This window comes from Mycobacterium colombiense, from assembly GCF_003284935.1.
Classification (GTDB): Bacteria; Actinomycetota; Actinomycetes; order Mycobacteriales; family Mycobacteriaceae; genus Mycobacterium; species Mycobacterium arosiense_A.
The window spans coordinates 1-15,847 of record NZ_QMEV01000040.1; the positions used below are offsets into that span (position 1 = coordinate 1).

At 65.1% G+C, this 15,847-nt stretch carries 12 protein-coding genes and 1 pseudogene; all 13 read right to left on the reverse strand.

Translation table 11 applies throughout. The annotated features are described in order from the left end of the window. Positions 1-424 (reverse strand): site-specific integrase (locus DQP57_RS27650; RefSeq protein WP_165821834.1); only part of this gene is annotated, 424 nt, incomplete at its 3' end. Positions 425-446: 22 nt separating this feature from the next. After that, positions 447-1,583 (reverse strand): annotated as a pseudogene (locus DQP57_RS17335) (FAD-dependent monooxygenase); the annotation flags it as partial. 39 nt (positions 1,584-1,622) lie between these two features. After that, a complete protein-coding gene (locus DQP57_RS17340) occupies positions 1,623-3,314 on the reverse strand; it encodes an FAD-dependent monooxygenase (RefSeq protein WP_081284207.1) in 1,692 nt (563 codons plus the stop codon). Positions 3,315-3,321: 7 nt separating this feature from the next. Then, positions 3,322-4,416 carry a biotin synthase BioB gene (bioB, locus tag DQP57_RS17345; RefSeq protein ID WP_240631798.1) on the reverse strand — a complete coding sequence of 365 codons (1,095 nt, stop codon included), beginning with the start codon at positions 4,414-4,416 and terminating at the stop codon, positions 3,322-3,324. A gap of 196 nt (positions 4,417-4,612) precedes the next feature. Beyond that, positions 4,613-5,047: a type II toxin-antitoxin system VapC family toxin gene (locus DQP57_RS17350; RefSeq protein WP_231119640.1), complete on the reverse strand. Its 435-nt coding sequence runs from the start codon at positions 5,045-5,047 to the stop codon at positions 4,613-4,615. Next, a complete protein-coding gene (locus DQP57_RS17355) occupies positions 5,038-6,444 on the reverse strand; it encodes a hypothetical protein (protein ID WP_133259255.1) in 1,407 nt (468 codons plus the stop codon). Before DQP57_RS17355 ends, DQP57_RS17350 begins: the two co-directional genes overlap by 10 nt. A 376-nt stretch (positions 6,445-6,820) precedes the next feature. Beyond that, positions 6,821-9,160, reverse strand: coding sequence for a hypothetical protein (locus tag DQP57_RS27450; protein ID WP_276310842.1), 2,340 nt, complete (start codon positions 9,158-9,160; stop codon positions 6,821-6,823). A gap of 96 nt (positions 9,161-9,256) precedes the next feature. Further along, positions 9,257-9,742, reverse strand: a complete 486-nt coding sequence (locus DQP57_RS17365) for a hypothetical protein (RefSeq protein WP_112634083.1) — start codon at positions 9,740-9,742, stop codon at positions 9,257-9,259. 179 nt (positions 9,743-9,921) lie between these two features. Further along, a complete protein-coding gene (locus DQP57_RS17375; protein ID WP_064893909.1) occupies positions 9,922-10,521 on the reverse strand; it encodes a hypothetical protein in 600 nt (199 codons plus the stop codon). A 15-nt stretch (positions 10,522-10,536) separates the two neighbouring features. Next, positions 10,537-10,890: a hypothetical protein gene (locus tag DQP57_RS17380; RefSeq protein WP_064893908.1), complete on the reverse strand. Its 354-nt coding sequence runs from the start codon at positions 10,888-10,890 to the stop codon at positions 10,537-10,539. 122 nt (positions 10,891-11,012) lie between these two features. Further along, positions 11,013-11,474 carry a hypothetical protein gene (locus tag DQP57_RS17385; protein WP_064893907.1) on the reverse strand — a complete coding sequence of 154 codons (462 nt, stop codon included), beginning with the start codon at positions 11,472-11,474 and terminating at the stop codon, positions 11,013-11,015. Further along, positions 11,471-12,049 (reverse strand): winged helix-turn-helix domain-containing protein, encoded by a 579-nt coding sequence (locus DQP57_RS26650; RefSeq protein WP_064893906.1) that lies wholly within the window; start codon positions 12,047-12,049, stop codon positions 11,471-11,473. Before DQP57_RS26650 ends, DQP57_RS17385 begins: the two co-directional genes overlap by 4 nt. Before the next feature lie 62 nt (positions 12,050-12,111). Continuing rightward, positions 12,112-15,456: a type ISP restriction/modification enzyme gene (locus DQP57_RS17395; RefSeq protein ID WP_081284202.1), complete on the reverse strand. Its 3,345-nt coding sequence runs from the start codon at positions 15,454-15,456 to the stop codon at positions 12,112-12,114. Positions 15,457-15,847 lie beyond the last annotated feature (391 nt).

Here is a 15,847-nt window from a genome sequence, read left to right on the forward strand (position 1 = left end):
CACGATCCCACTTCGCCCCGCCGATGCGGCGAGGATTGTGCTCGGCGAACCGACGCCAATGCTCATAGTCCTCGACATCATCACGGGTCGCTTCCCACCAACCCACCTTCTTTGCCCACAGAAAGGTCAAAAATAAGCGCAGGTCGGTCACATGGTTGCGCCGTGTCTCAGCGGTGTAACCGCGGAAGATTCTCGTCTGGGCATACGTGGACAGCCGCGCGTCGACTCGGCGGTCCGGCGCCAAAAAGATAGGGTCACCCGGCCGAATCCCTACCGATTCTTCGCGATTCGCGAGATCAGCCCAGCCGGCTAACAGTCGTGGTCGCACACCTTGGACCAACGATGCACCCGGAATCCAGAAAACTCGCCAGCTCGCCAAGCGAAACCCTCCCGCGACTGGTTTGCTGACCAGCCACCGCGCCATCCCCAGACTGCACTCAAGAAAACCCTGAACCTAGTCGACACGCCGACTCAGCAGGGAACATCATCGCGGCGATTCGCTTGCGCGGCTCGTCCATGTTCAGCAGCTCAGACATGGTGTCGCGCAACGCGTCGAGACGTTCGCCGGGGGCGATGAGCGCGGTTTGGGCCATGGTGTTGCGTAGCACACCAGCGGCGACCGGGTGCCGCTCGTCTTGGTAGGTGTCCAGCAGGCGTTCCGGCGAGGTCGTGTTGATGACCTGGGCCAGCTTCCAGCCCAGGTTCGCCGCGTCCTGGATACCGGTGTTGAGGCCTTGCCCGCCGACCGGGAAGTGCACGTGCGCGGCGTCGCCGGCTAAAAGCACGCGCCTGTCCCGGTAGTACGCCGCTTGTCGCGTCACATCGGTGAACCGGGAAACCCAGATGGCACTGCGTATTCCGTAATCGGTTCCGCGAACGGCGATAAGCGCATCCCTGAGTTCACGCAAGGTAGGCTCACCGGTTTGCTCGAGATGCGGTTCGGCGACCATGACCCGAACCGGCCCGCCATCCTCGAGTTTGAAGAATGAATGAAATCCGCCGTGTCGGTGCATGCCCCACGGCGGGTGATCGTCCATCTCGACATCAGCGAGCAGGCAACTCATCGATGGATCCCACCCCGGGAATTCGATGCCGGCGACTTTGCGGATGACGCTGCGTCCTCCGTCGCACCCGACAAGATATGCGGCCCGTAGCGGCGGGCCGTCGCAGATCTCGACGTCGACACGAGCGTCGTCTTGGGTGAAACCTTTCACCTCGCGGCCGCGATAGATCGGCACCCCCAACTCGCTCACCCAGTCGGCCAGGATGCCCTCGATGCGGTACTGCGGCAGCCCCAACCCATAGTTATGCCGGGTGGGCAAGTCGCTGATGTCGATCGAAATCCCTGAGTAGTGCCCGATCTGGCCCGTCCATCCTTGCGACAGGAATCGATCAGCAATCCCGCGCTGATCGAGAACCTCAATCGTGCGCGACGTCATCCCGCCCGCGCGCGAGCCGATCAACTCATCGCTGTTGCCGCGGCGCTCGACGATCGCAACGTCGATTCCTGCCAGCGCCAACTCACCGGCCAGCATCAGCCCGGTCGGGCCCGCGCCGGCAACAACTACCGCATGGTCTGCCACATGCAACCTTTCGTGTTCGCTGGTCCCCGGAAAGTCCAGTTACGTGCGGCGATCCAGGATCTGTTCGACGGCTTGAATGAGCGGCGCGCCGTCGCAGCAGCCGGCCGAGCTGCGCCAGGCGACATACCCGTCGGGACGCACGAGGACCGCCCCGTCGCAGCCGATTCCATAAAGGTCGAAGAACGTGTTGGTGTGGTCGGCCAATCCCGGATCGCCGATCGCGTAGCTGGCGATAGGCACGCCGAGCTCTCGAGCTGCAACCGCGGCTGCTTTTCGCCAGATCGTCCCGCCTGGACCGGTAAGCACCGTGAACCCGGCGCCAAAGAGATCGAGTGTGGAGACCGGTTCAGACTCGGCGCCGAGCCAGACATGTGGGGCCCGGCAGCCCGGTGTCGCGCAGGGCGCGTAGTCGCTGTAGTCGTCGTCGACCTCGGGAGCCGGTGTGCCATCGGAGATGACGGCGGTCGAGCGATACGCGGTGCCGAACTCGACGCCGAAATGATTACCGAAGCGTCGACTGGCCCGCTCGGCCTCCTGGGCACTTAGGTCACTGCTGGCCGGATAGTAGTAAGCCGCGGCAAGCCGCGCGAGATTGCCGTGATTCTGCAAACACTGTTCGATGGTGGTGATCGCAGGTTCTCGCCGCTCGTGCTCATAGGTCTCGAGCAACGACCACCCAGCCAGCCCGCGCACGCACAGGGCTAACTTCCACATGGCGTTGTGCATGCCTTGCAGGCCGGTGTTGACTCCCAGTCCCCCGGTGGGCGGAAACTGGTGGGCCGCATCGCCACACAACACCACGCGCCCTTGGACCCAACGATCGGCGACCGCGGCGTTCATCTGCCACAGCCCAACGCCTTTCACCTCAACCTCGAGATCGGGAACCCCGACCGCGCCGCGGACCCAGCTCCTCACCCGTTCGGCGTCCCAGAGCTCGCGCACCCACTGGTCAGGCGACACACCGATCTGACACAGCCAGCGCCCGCGCGCGTCCAGTGGTTGCAGCAGACCGGCGGCGTTGGGGTTGGCGACGAAAAACACGACTCCCCGGCGGTCTCCGACGTGGTGTTCGATATCGGCGCGGAAGTAGCAGTTGACGAAATGGTGGATGCCCTGCTCGCCGTTCAAGGCGATGCCCAGCTGGCGACGTACCGTGCTGTCGGCACCGTCGGCGGCCACCAGCGCATCCCCGGCCAGGGTGTAGGTGTCTCCCGTGGCGGTGACGCGCACCGCCACGGGCGCCTCGACGTCGTGCTCGCGTGACCCGGACAGAATGTCGGTGACCTGGTGACCGAACCGAAGGTCGACGATGCCCGTGGCCCGTGCCGCGTCGCGCAGGATGGCTTCGGTCAGATCCTGCGACGACATGATCGGCAGCACCGGGCTGATCGCCGGCCCGGGCCCTTCGAAACCTCCCGTCTCGATCTGACCCACCTGCTGGCCGACAATCGTGTCCATATACCTCATCGGGCTCTTCCAGCCCGGCGGGGTATCGATGCCGCGCAGCCGTTGATACACCACACTTCCCCACCCTCGGGCGATCTCCATCGTCCGCGCATTCAGATTGCGCGCCTTGGGATGCCACGACGTCGAATCATGGCGCTCGACAACAACGCTGGGAACCGAGAACCTGGCGAGTTCCAGGGCGGCGGCCAATCCGACGGGGCCGCCACCGACAATGATCACCGGGTTGTGCGACACGATTGGGCTCATCTCGTGGTGCGACGTCATCAACGGCTTAGGTGTTGGCCGGAGTGGTGGTGCCGGCACCGCGCTGGCGGGTGATGACAAGGTCGTGGCGCTCGACTGGCAGCGCGGGTTCCTCGAGGCCTTCGATCACGAAGCCTGCGTCGGTGATCATCGCCCGATCGTCCTGGCCGGGCTGTCCTTGGCTGGTGAGGTAATCGCCGAGGAACATCGAATTGGCCAGGTGCAAGGCCAGCGGTTGCAGTGTGCGCAGATGTATTTCGCGTCCACCGGCGATGCGCACTTCGACGTCAGGGAAGGCGAACCGGAACATCGCCAGGATGCGCAGACAGCGTTGCGGGGTCAATTCCCAATGTCCACCCATCGGGGTGCCCTCAAACGGGATCAGAAAGTTCACCGGCACCGAATCCGGCTGGAGCTCGCGCAATGCCAGTGCGACGTCGACGATGTCGTCGTCGGATTCGCCCATTCCAACGATGGCGCCCGAGCATGGCGACAGGCCAGCGGATTTGGCAGCGGCGACGGTGGCGGCCCGGTCGTTGAAGGTGTGGGTTGAGCAGATCCGCGCGTAGTTCTCTGCGCTGGTGTTCAGGTTGTGGTTGTACGCGTCGGCGCCGGCCTCACGCAGCCGGTCGGCTTGCCCCTGTTTCAGTAATCCCAGGCAGGCGCACACTTCCACTGCCGGGGCGAAGTTTTTGATCGCGGCGATCGTGTCGGCGACGCGCTCGATATCGCGGTCGGCGGGGCCGCGGCCGGCGGCGACCAGGCAGATGCGTTTGGCGCCGGCGTCCATCGCGCAGCGCGCGTGGCCGGCGGCCTCATCGGGGTTGATCCAGGAGTACTTGAGGATCTCAGCGCTTGAGCCGAGTCGTTGCGAGCAGTACCCGCAATCCTCCGGGCACATACCGGATTTCATGTTCACCAGGTAGTTGAGCTTGACCCGCCGGCCGAAAAACTTGCGCCGCACCCGTGCCGCCGCGGCGATCACATCGAGCAGGTCATCGTCACTGCTTGCTAGCACGGCGAGCAAGTCGTCACGAACCACGCATCGTCGCTGCAACGCTGCGGCGGTCATCACTGACAATCGCTGCTCAAAGTCCATATTCGTCCCGGCTGAGTCGTGCACGGGCTTCTCCTTTTCTGGTTGCCGATCAACGCGTTGGGCCCTCGGTCGTGCGGGATGTCGATCCCCAAACGGGTTGTTTGACCGCCCCGAACGCAAAGGCGTGCTGCTGGCCTCTCAAGCCCATGACGAGCGACCGTACACCAAACTTAAGAAAAGTAAGAGTATCGTAAGGTCACATTAAGGGGCGTGGACACGGCTAGGTGTCGTCGTAAGGCAGAAGCGTGAACGCTGGGCAGTGGCGAGGTTCCACGTTCCGAAAGTGCCTTAGGTCCACGGTCGCGACCTGGGTGATTTCGAGGCGTTCAGCAGTCGCAACGACCGATGCGTCCACCGTGCCGAGCGGAAATCCTCGGTACTGGGCGACCAATTCGCGGATCCGCGGCCAATCCTCATCGACGACGGGCTCCACCTGAAAGTCGTCCTCATCGAGGTCGTTGAGAAACTTCTGCTCGGCCACTACACCTAGGTCGCGACACAGAACATGAGTGACTTCCGCGATGACGAGCATGGGCACAATGAAAGGGCCCGAATAGGTTTCGAGAAAATCGAGGAACGTCTCGTGATGTTTATCGCCGGCGTTGCCGTAGGCGATCAACGGCCCGGCGTCGACGATGACCGCGGTTATTTCCACACCTCATTGGCCAGGATTTCGTCGACACGCTCGGAGCTATCACTGCGCGCGCTGCGCCCGGCGGCCGCGGCATGCAAACGCCGCCGGCGCCTCGTCGCGGGCCGCTCAGGATGTGGCGCTAACTGCGAGGCCGCCTGTTGACCGTTGGCGGTCAAGGTGAGCCAGGGACCCTCGGTCCACGCTGGCCGCCCGCCCTGTTCAACCTCCGCGGTGACTGTGTCCAAAACGGCGTTGAGGTGTTCCTGTTCGTCGGCCAACGGCGGCGCGTCGCCGGTGGTCTCGTCTGTGAGCGTGATCAGGCCGTCGGCGGCCAGCGACCGCACCGCCGCCGCGGCATCAGCCCACGCTTGCTGCCGTGTCGCGAACGGGCTTTCGTCGACGGCATGCCACAACGCCAGCCGCAGTGACACCGGTTCGGCCAGCGCATCGACCAAGACGCGTGTACGCAGCGCCGCATGCACCGCGACGCTGTCGCGCTCAGGCAACGTTTCAGGCTCCTCAGCTTCTGCCGACGCCGCGCTCGCTTCGGGGTGGTCGATGAAGCCGACCGGTCTGCCTTTCACGGGGCGATGAGAGCGCTTCGGTACCGGCTCCCCTGGCGCGAAGGTCCGCCGCATCGTGTCGTTGAGGAAGGGCTCGGCCCGCAGGCGTTCGTCGTCGACGCCGAACCGTACCGAAGGCAAGTGTGTGTGCATGGCGCCCAGCGTGTAGGTGTGTGTGCCGACGGGCACGATTAGCGGCTCAACGATGATCAGTTCGTAGTGCGCCCTGGGGTCGATGGCTGTTCCCGGCGCCAGAGTGAAGGCTTCCCATTCGCCCTCGACTGTGTCGCCTGCGACCAGGCGGGCAGCGTCTTTGACAGCTCGCGCGTCCCGGCGGCTCACCCTGCTCAAGTCGGGAATCACCACCGGCGTACCCGCGTATGGCTGCAGGCTCGCCAACGCGCGCAAGTACTCCATCAGCGATTCCGGGAACATTTCGTCCGAAGGCGGGAGCTCCTGGAAGTCGACGAACTCCCCCGACGCCCAGGACACCTGTAACACGTTCGGCGCCCGAAAGTCCTGAAGTAGCTCGATGCTCGGTAGTGCGTCAACAACTTTGGCCCCTACGATGCCGGCCCGTGTGAAAGTGAATGTTCCCGTCATCGTCGCGGTGTCGCTACGCAGCTCGAACGACAAGAAACCGGACTTATCAGATCCGCGCTGGGTGACAACGGTTTTCGTGCTTTCAACGGTCACTGAAAGCAGCACGCTCGGGCCTGCGGTGGTATCGGGCCGTCGGACACGGAATTGCGCCTGATGAGCGTTGCGATCATCAGGGTTGAGCCAGAACGCGTGGCGGGCGCCCGCCATCGTCGTTGTGGCCGCCGGCGTCGACACGGTCTGCTGTCGACGCACGCTGCTAGCTGGTGGTGCAACCCAACGCTCATCGACCGCAGGGACTACCGGAGTCGCCGGCAGTGCCGCGTCAAGCAATGAAGTGGGCGGCACTCAACGACTCCTCGGCGAATTCAACACTGCCGCAGCAGGATCGGCGTGGCATGCAAGGCGAGCGCCGCCTGACGTCAAGGCTGAGTGCGGGTCCAACATTCGGGAAGAACCTCCATCCAGCTGTTCGCGTTCGACGAGTTGGTCGCGCCATCAACCTCCAACGCGCCCCGCCGCGACCGATCGAGAATCGATTCCGCGCAGCTGCGGCGCCGTTCGACATAGGTGACGGTTGCCGCCTTCTGCCAACACTCGCTGCCGTACTCCACCCGCCACACGCCCCTGCTCAGGCGACGGCGGCCGCGGGACTCAACGGGGCGCCGGCCAACCGCGTCGCATACAACAAGTCCGCACACCCCTCCGCGGTGTCGTAGTGACGCAACGACTCAATTACTTCAGCGGCCCGCACCGTCGCCAAGGACAACGCTGGCTCTGATCCGCCATGGCCCTGGCCGCCTATGGCCTGTTCGTATTCGATCAGCGCCATGAACCGCTCTTGGCGAACCTGCGCCCATAGCTCCTCACCGATCGGTTTGCGTTCCTCGAACAGCCGCATAACCTTCTCGCTCGCAGCCCCGTGCAGGTGACCAGAAAGGGCCGCCATGTGCATGTGCCGGGCCGCGACCTGCAACCGCTGTTGCTCATCAAAAGCGTTGGCCTGCCGCCACTCCCACGGCATCGCGACTTGGCAGCGATGCACAAAATGCCCGCCTGGGTTGGTGGTCGGCGAGACGTCGCGAGGGTTGACCTCGACAGCCCGCGCATTGACTTGATGGGTCCAGTCGGTCATCTGCTGCATAGGCAGCGATGAGGCGATCGCCAACACGCGTGCACCTGGAGCGGCCATCTCACGGGCTTGGGCGTGACGCACCACCACATCAAGGGGATTGATCCCTCCGACGGCGGCGCTGGCCTCCCACAGCTCGCGACCCACGACCGGATCGGTGACCGCCAACCGCACATCCTGCGGCACCCGTACCCCCAGCGGAATGCTCGAGGGACCCTCGCTTGTCGCCAGCCACGCCGTCACTCCCCCGGTGCGTTCGTAAATCAGCGAGACCGCGTAATGAGTCTGGATATAGCCCTGGGCCAGGGTCTGGGCCAGCATGGCCCCGATGACGTCATGGCCGGCGTCCATGGCCTGCTGGAACAACACCTCACCGCTGGCACCGTCGGCACCGATGGCCTGAATACGGGCATGCTGCTGGGGCATCGCCAACGGCGCCACCTGCGCCCCATTCGGCGCGCCGCCCGCCGCCGGGGGCGGCCCACTACCCCCTGGCGGACCGCCCGCGGGCGTTGACGGCGTCACAGGACCGACCGGCCCCGTGCTACTCACCGGAGTCACCGGTGTCGCACCCGCGGCGGCCGACGGCATCATCGCCATCGGGGCACCACCAACGCCGGGTGCGGCAGCCGCAGGAGTTGTCACCGCGGACGAACTGACAGTGGTAGCAGCCGGCACCGCCGCCGCGGCCACATTCTGCGCGACCTGGTGACCCACATTGGCCGCCGCGCCAAGACCATTCGCGACACCGCTGACCGCTCCAGTCGCCATCCGCGCCGATGTCTCAGCAATACCGGACCCCAACCCCGCCAACCCCGGCGCACGACCGGCCCCCGCGCCCGCGCCGGTGCCGGTCCCGACGCCAGTGCCCGCGCCGGTAGCGTTGGGGAACTGCCCGGCTTGTGCCCCAGCAGGATTCATCCCACCCGGGTTACCCATACCGTTGCCAGCAGCTGCCGATCCCGGCGACATCATCGACCCCATCGACGCGGGCGACCCGCCTCCTCCGGCCCCCGACGAGATCGGTTTCATCATCTGCCCGATCACCGAACTCGGATTGCTACCGCCCGATCCCATCTGCGGAGCAGCCGGTGCCTGCTTCGGGTTAGTCCCGTTCTGATCAGTTCCATCCGGCTTGTGAAACGCGGTCTGCTGCACCTGATTCTGCTGCTGCGACTGCGGAGTGTCACCCTTGTTGAACTGGGTTGTATCCGGGCTATCTTTTAGCCCGGTGCCGTTATGAACGGACTCGACCTTAGGGCCACCGCCTTGAGGCGCAGGTAGAGCTGGTGCGGCAGGCGCAGGAGCGCCGACGCCGGGGACGCCGCCGGATTCGGGCAGTGTTGGGTTGCCGTACGGCACCGCCCACTTGCCGACATCGGCCGCCAATGTCGCTATCTTCCCTGCACCCTCGGCATCGCGCGCCTGGGCCAGACCCGCGGCGCCGGCAACGATTGAAGCGATGTCCGCCTTGAGCTGAGCGTCGATCGCTGCAGCAGCACCCGGGACGGCCGTGGCCGCCTGCTTGGCCTTTTCGGCGGCCTCGCGTGCGGCTTTGATGTCCTCTTCGGCCTTATTGACGATTTCGACCAAATCGGCCTTAGTGGCATGGATCTCGCCCGAGGCCCACAACGCTCTCTTGGCGAGGTAACGGTAGCCCTCAATACGATTCTCCAGCGTCGTCTGACGACCGTCGACGAGTCTGCGGGCCGCATCGATAAAGGCGCCCTCCATCGGCGCCACGATGCTGCGGATGTCGTGCTGCGTATGGAGTTCAGGGAATAACTTGTTTGCCGCGCCCGTGAAGCTCTCCGCATAAGCCGACCACGCGGAGGCCATCTGCAACGGCCAGGACGTCCCCAAGATCGCCTGCGAGTGCTCAGTAGTAGGTTTTGCGGGATCGCCAGCGCCAGAAGCCATTCCAGTCCTTTCGGCCTAAGGTGCCAAGCGATTGCACAGAGTGCCAACTTCCTTGGCGGCGGCGTCGGCGATGCCGAACGCGTTGCCATTGGCAGGCGAGCCGGTGGCGATAGCGGTTCCTAACGTCTGCAGTGCTTTGACTGCGGTGTTTGACGCTTCAAGCAGGACCGGCGTCGTGCCCGGCGCAATCTGTGAGCGCAAGGCATCGCTAGCCTGCTGGTAAAGGCTGCCAGACTTTTGCAAGGCGGCTGTCCAATCCGGATTGGACTGGATCGCGGGATCGCCGATCTTGACGTCCTTAGGCAATACCGGCAGTGCATCGTGCGCCATGTTGGCGTAGTGGTCGGCGGAGTCCCAGCCTTGGTAGCAGGTCTGGTGGTCTGCTTGCGCGGTCGGCAGAGGTGCCGGGGCCGCCGGCGCCGGCGGCTGAACGGTCTTGGTCACGGGCGCGGGCGTCGGCGCGGCGGCTGGCGTGGTGTCGCGGACCTGCATGGTGATCACTGCGGCGATGATCGCGGCTACGACCGCGCCCGCCGCGGCGGCGGTGGCGAGGGCGGGCCAGCTCCGCCGCGACCCGCCCCGAGGCGGTGGCGGCGGCCCGGGTGGGGGCGGCCACTTCCCTGGATCCGGCGGCGGAGGCAGCGGCGGTGGGAAAGCGATGTCGACGGTGTGGTGTTGAGTCATCGTCCGCACACCCAATCGAGGGAGTCGCGGCCGGCGGTGAACATGTCGACAACTTTTCCTGAGGTGGGGTCGGAGGTCTTGTAGGCCACCGCGAGGGTGCGTAGCGCGCTGACGGTGCTGTCAGCGAACCCAGCCAGCATTGGGCTGGTGCCGGGCGCGATCTGGCCTGCGAGGGTTTCGGCGGCTTGGCCGTAGAGCTGGCTGGCGCGGTCTACTGCTGCCTTCCAGGTGGGGTTGGCCTGTACGGCGGGGTCGGTGAACGGCATGTTCTGCGGGATGACGTTGAGGCCCGAGGCCGCGGTGGTGACCAGGTCGTCGGTGATTGCCCAGCCTTGGCAGGTCTTCTTGTCCGCCTCTGCGGCCGGCAGTGGGGCTGGTGGCGCTGGGGGTGAGGCGGTCACGATGACCGTCGGTACCGCGGCTGGCGCGCTGTTGTTGGCCGGGCCGGGTGTGGCGGCGATGGTGACCAGGGTGGTGATGACTCCGGCGATGATTGCGCCGGCGCCTGCGGCTGCGGCGATCGCCGGCCAGCGGCGCCGCCGCTGCAGCGGCGGGGGCGGCGGCCACGCGGGTTGGGCCGGTGGGGCGATCGACATGGTGCAAACTCCTGGCTAGATGGTTCGTGGCAGGTTGGATCCGCCGCCTGGTTTCATGACCGGCGTCGGGAACTGGACCTGGTTGTAGTCCTGCGCGGCGTGTTGGTCCTGTTGGGCCAGAACGGGTGGCGACTGGGTGAGTGCGGCTTGCTGCTTGGTGGCCCACAGCGAGTCTTGGGTGTCCACGTTCGTGCGTACAGCTTCGGTTTTCGCGATCACACCAACGAGCGCTGCGTCGAGTTTGGACGCGGCGGCAGGCGGTGGCGGGGCGAACGTCGGCGCGGCGCTACCGGTCAGCGTCTGCGTTGCTTTACCGCCCGCGGACGCCAACTCTTGGGTGTCGATCTGCAGCTTCGATTTAGTCCCCATAGGTGCATTGTCCCAGCATCTGCCGACAATGGAAACCGCTTTGAGTCGCGATGGTCGGCTCACGAGGGGCCTGGCGCGTGCTCGGCGACACTGCCTCTTGATGGACGGGGTGCGTCGGGTGGTCATGGCGCGGTGTAAATCGTGAGGTGTGGAAGGAGTTTGACGGCGTTGTCGATGATGTGGGCGGCGGCGTTCAATGCCTCGACGACCTCGCTGCTGCGGACTTCCACGCCCGGATACGACGGGTACTCAAGCTCGGCTCTACGCCGGCGCAGCGTCCCGAAATCAACGAATAAAGCCCCGAACTGGGCGCGCACGGCGCGCTCGACGGCCACGTGGCCGCCCCTCTGTGTGGCGCGTAGGCCCTGGTGGGCGAGTACTCCAACGAGGGCAAAGCGCGCTGCGTCGTAGGCCGTGACGTAGGCCGTGTGCGGGTCGATATCGGCGATGGCCTGGGCTGTCTCAACTTTGCGCTGAGCGTCAGCGATCCAGCCGTCACCGGCGGCCTGGCCCCCTGTCACCTGCTGTAAGTCGCCCGTGCGTAGCGCGGCGGCCACATCATCTTGACCCTGCTCCCAGGTCATGACCGACTCACCTCGACGCGTGGCGACGATCTGATCTCCGTCATCAAGGGGTCGTTGTCGTCATTCCAGCGTTCCTGGGAAGCGATCACGGGGTTGACTGGCATGCCGGTGAGTTCTTGGACCTTGTCGGCGGCCTGGTAGACCGCGGCGCGGTCAGGGTTGCCGACGGCCAGGATGTCCAGATCGTTGGGGGGCGGTCCGGGCTGGCCGTGGTAGCGGGCGGCCCATGACCCGAAGATGAGTAGCAGGTCGATGTTGGCGACGTCGGCGAAAGCGTTGCTCACGATGAGATGCGGACCCATTGTCGCTAAAGCGATTTCAGTGAGCGGGGCGACGAGGCGATTATGGGGGTTAGCCCGCACGAGTTTCGCGCGCCCGACGTGGCGGGAAACGAGGATCTGCGCGTCGATGAGGCGGGTGACTTCGTCAGAGACAGTCGCCAGCGGTATACCCAAGAGGCGGGACAGGTCGCTGATGGTCCGTTCACAGTCGGGATGGAGCAGCGTGGCAGCCAGGACCTGGGCTTGGGCCGGGGAGCGGAACACCGGGAACAGCGCCGGAGCAGAACTACGCATAACCCGATAATAACAACGGATAATGCGTAGATCAAGGTTTGTTTGCGCGGCCGGGCGCGACCTCAGTTGCCGCCGAATGTGAAGCCGAGCTGTCCGTCCACGTCCTCGGTCTGCTGGCCCTGGTCCGCCTCCGCGTAGTTGGGGCTGCGCTGTACGTCGTTGGCGTTCGGGCCAGGCCAGGTCACTCCGGCGGCGGCGAGGTCGGTGTAGCTCGCCACCGGCTTGGCGAGGATGGCATTTAGCAAGTCGGCCTGCGCAGGCTCCAGCTCAACGAGGCGACTGAGCACCGACAGTAGGTCGATGAGTTCGCCGTTCCACTCCGTCGGCCAGGTCGTGGCGTTGATGTCGTCCAGCGGGCTGGTGCGGCGCCCGGTCGGGTTGGCCTTGCGGTAGTTGAACCAGGATTTGACGACTTCTCGGCCGCCGACGGTGTAACCCCAAACCGCTTGCGGGACAGGGCCGAATGAGCCCCCGCCGATGTGGATGGTGGCGGTGTCGGGGTCGTAGGTCATTGCGGTGGGCATTGTCTTGACTGCGGTCAGGTTAATGATGCGCTGCGGGTCACCCGCGGGGTATCGGACGTCGCTGCAGTGGATAGCGGTGAACCGTTCGGCGTAGGTGTGTAGCCAGATCGTGTGGCGGCCGAGGTCGATGGCTTGTTGGAGGAGTTCGGGGTCAGTGGTGATCGGTACGCGGATTCCGGGGGTGCCCAGTTCTTCGGCGAACTGTTCGGTGAATCCGGGGTGGGCGGTGACGCCGGCGATGTATGCGATCAGGTCCTCGGCGGTGAGTACGCGGCCACTAATTGTCGACAGGGCCCCAAGGAGGCCTTTGGCGATGTTCGGGCGGCCGCCGGGGTGCAGCATCGGTAGTGCGCGGCCGCCTCGGTTGTTGAAGAGGTGGGCGTCGGGGATGAGGGCCGAGACCATGACGCCTGGTCCGTCGCTGACTGGTTGGGAATGCTGTTCGATGACGAACATCTGACCGGGGAGCCGCGCTGCCCACAGTTCCGGGCGTGAGCGGTCCAGCAGTCGTCGGTCGGCGATTATCCACTGGCGATCGAATGAGCGGTAGCCGTATCGGACGATGCGTGCGGTGTTGACGTAGCTGGCTGTTTCATTGTTGAACGGGCGGTCGGTGTGCGGTTCGGTATCCGAAGCGGCGAAGGGCTCTTTGCGCGCGGTCAATGACGATGTGTCAGTTTGCTTGAAAAGTTCGGCTTTGCGGGCGGTATCAGGTTCTGCGACAAGCCGTTTGAGGCGCTCTTTGAGGACGGCGACGGCGGGGGCGCTGGGCCAGTTGCGGTTAGCAGTGATTCCGGTGCTGCTCCAGGGCAGCAGATCGTTCAACGCGGGATAGTCGTCCCACTGGGACTGGGCCGCAGGCGTGAACGGGGCCTGCCAGCTGGTGCGCGTCGGGTGCCACTGCGTGTCGTGGAGGTTCAGCTTGGCCAGGGCGTCGTACTTTTCGGCACGGTGGCCGTGTACGGCGGTGTAGTGAATTTGGGCGGGGGTCTGCGGGTCGCAGTGCGGGGTTCGGGTGAAGATGGCGATCGCCAGGGGTTGTTGGACGCCCGAGAAGATGCGCGTGGCCACCTCGGGGCGTTGCCCTTCGGGCGAGACGTCGATGATCCAGCCTTCGGTGGTGTTGCGTCGCAGATATTCGCGCATCCCTTTGAAGCCGGGCCCGCGCAGGTAGCCCGATGTGGTGATGTAGCAGACGATGCCGACGTCGCCGTTGGGCTGATCCCTGTTGGCGTCGAAGACTTTCCATGTGCCCCAACGCCAGAAGTAGACGTACAGGTTTTTCAGGTTGAATTCGTGGCGGCCGTTGCCTTCGGCTCGGAAATCGTCGAGCGGCTTGTAGGGGTCGGCGCCGCTGCCCCGCTCGACCCAGCCGCCCATTCCTTCGGCACGTTCGCGGTACGGCGGATTGCCAATTACCACAGTCACTTTCGTCTTTGCTTTGACGCGGGCGGCGCGTTTGCGAGAGCGGCTGATCAGCTCCAGCCCGGAGCCCAGTTGGGTCTGCTCGGCGTAGGGATCGTCGAGGGTGTCGGTGACGAACAGGCCGAGCCCTCTGGGTGGAAGGGTGGCACCGATATCGGCCAGCAGGTCGGTGGCGCGCAGCTCGGCGACGGCGAACGGCCCCATCTGCAGTTCGAACCCGTAGAGCCGGGTGGCCAAGTCGGTCACCGCGCCGGCGACAGCGCCCTTGCCGTCGCGGGCCTCGACGCGGTCGGCGACGTGCTCGATGACCTGCTGGAGATACCCACCGGTGCCCATCGCAGGATCCGCGATCACCACCGATGGGTCGGCGAAGCCCTCGGGCCGGTCTAGTCGGTGGACGAGAACGTCTTCGGCCAGGCGCACCATCTGCTCGATGACCTGGTGCGGTGTGTAGTAGGAGCCGGAGAGCTTGCGGAGCTCGGGATCGTATTCGCCGAGGAACCGTTCGTAGAGGTGCAGATATGTATCGCGGTTGCCTGCACGGACTTTCGGCCAGTCGACGGCGCCGATCACGCGTACCAGCAAGTCCAGTGTTACCCGGAAGTCAGCGGCGACGTAGTCGGTGAGCAGCTGCAGGGCACGTGACATCAGGGAGTGCTGCCCGGCCAGCTTGGTGCCGACCTCGTGCAGACTGCCGGCGGCGACAAGGTCAATGTTCTCGGTGCGGGCCAGCAGCAGCGCGAAGGTGACGGTCTGGGCGTACCCGTCGGCGAAGACGTCGTCGGTGGCAGTGGGAAACAACAGGGCCCGCCAGTCGCGGGCCAGGCCGTGGAACGGCTGATCGGCTTCCTTAGCGCCGGCGGCGATCGCGCGGGTTTCTTCGGCGAGCTGGTCGAGGACTTCCCCGCGTAGAAGCCGGCACAGCGGTGCGACCTCGCGAACGAGTGCGACGACACCGGTGATGTCGACCGGGTCCCACCGCAGAAAGTCGGTCAGCAGGACCTCAAAGTCGTCCCCGCAGGTGAGTTTGGTTCCCGCGGTACGCAGTGTGCCGCCGGACAGGTGCACAGGGTCTCTGACCGGGTCGCCGTGGTGGTAGAGCCGCCACTCGGTTCCGTTGGTGTAGATCAAGTTGGGAAAGTCGCGTTGGCGTTCCCATTGGCGCTTGTTGTGGCCGGTGAACGATTCGGGGTCCAGGTTCGCCCCCGGCTTCTTGACCTCCAGGTAGCCAGTGATGGCCCCGTCGACGCGGATCGCGTAATCCGGGCGGACGCCGCGGTCTTTGTCGCTGACTTCGTCGTGAGGAACGACTGTTAGCGACAGGTTCTGGCCGGCGGCGGCGAGCAGTTCTTCTATGGGGGCTCGGATCGCGGCCTCGGCTTCTCCTGGCCCGGCCAGCTTTTTCTTGCAGACATCACCGAGTGCTGATGTCGCATCGACGATCCATTGCGCAGGCATACGTCCTCACAGGTCATTCCGAGCATCTGAGGACATCAAACACTGCTGACCGTGCAGGATCGGGTATTTCTGGGCCCTGGAGCGCCGGTAGATGCCGCCTTACACGGCATCACCTCGCGCCGTCTCACCAACGTGGTGACACACCACCGCCTACACTCCGCTGGCCAGCTCGCGCTGCTGACGTTCGGGCCACACACGGTACCGAAAGACCGAAAATGACGCCGGACCGCAGTACGCATAAACCGGCCATATGTCCGGATAAACCCGACAGTCCGCATAAACCGGACAGATAGCAAACGAAAAGACGACCCAGAGCCGTCGGGGACGCCGCGACGAGCGGCCCTCTGAGGGGCGCATTGAGTGCGCGGTAAGTCTCTCTGCGTCTCGTTCA

What these genes read in the sequence shown, in the direction of transcription:
- DQP57_RS17340 (WP_081284207.1), bottom strand. Translation starts at nt 3,314, where the DNA reads ATGACGTCGCACCACGAGATGAGCCCAATCGTGTCGCACAACCCGGTG.
- DQP57_RS27450 (WP_276310842.1), bottom strand. Translation starts at nt 9,160, where the DNA reads ATGGCCTCCGCGTGGTCGGCTTATGCGGAGAGCTTCACGGGCGCGGCA.
- DQP57_RS17375 (WP_064893909.1), bottom strand. Translation starts at nt 10,521, where the DNA reads ATGTCGATCGCCCCACCGGCCCAACCCGCGTGGCCGCCGCCCCCGCCG.
- DQP57_RS17380 (WP_064893908.1), bottom strand. Translation starts at nt 10,890, where the DNA reads ATGGGGACTAAATCGAAGCTGCAGATCGACACCCAAGAGTTGGCGTCC.
- DQP57_RS17385 (WP_064893907.1), bottom strand. Translation starts at nt 11,474, where the DNA reads ATGACCTGGGAGCAGGGTCAAGATGATGTGGCCGCCGCGCTACGCACG.
- DQP57_RS26650 (WP_064893906.1), bottom strand. Translation starts at nt 12,049, where the DNA reads ATGCGTAGTTCTGCTCCGGCGCTGTTCCCGGTGTTCCGCTCCCCGGCC.
- DQP57_RS17395 (WP_081284202.1), bottom strand. Translation starts at nt 15,456, where the DNA reads ATGCCTGCGCAATGGATCGTCGATGCGACATCAGCACTCGGTGATGTC.